Below are 230 nucleotides of genomic sequence, written 5' to 3'. Positions count from 1 at the left end.
GGTGGGTGGTGTGCAGGTAGCGCAAGCCCTGCGCGCGTGCGATGGGCAGGTAGTCCTCGACGAAATCGCCGTAGGGCCAGCACAGCGTGTCGGACACTTCGCCGAGCTGTTCCTGCAGCACGCCGCGCGCCAATTCCAGGTCGCGGGTGATGCCTTCGCGTTTCTGTTCGCGGCTGAGGTCCTGCTTCTTACAGCGCGTGTGGGTGTGGGTGTGGCAGTGCACTTCGAAG

1 protein-coding gene is annotated in these 230 nt (G+C 64.8%); it reads right to left on the bottom strand.

Annotated features, from left to right (window positions below):
• Window positions 1-230, bottom strand: a 230-nt coding sequence (locus ACQG3P_RS25285; RefSeq protein ID WP_426806573.1) for a polysaccharide deacetylase family protein, incomplete at both ends; no start/stop codon positions are given.

Origin of the sequence: Stenotrophomonas sp. SrG (assembly GCF_050031795.1) — a bacterium.
Taxonomy (GTDB): domain Bacteria; phylum Pseudomonadota; class Gammaproteobacteria; order Xanthomonadales; family Xanthomonadaceae; genus Stenotrophomonas; species Stenotrophomonas rhizophila_A.
This window is presented reverse-complemented; position numbering and strand designations above follow the sequence as displayed.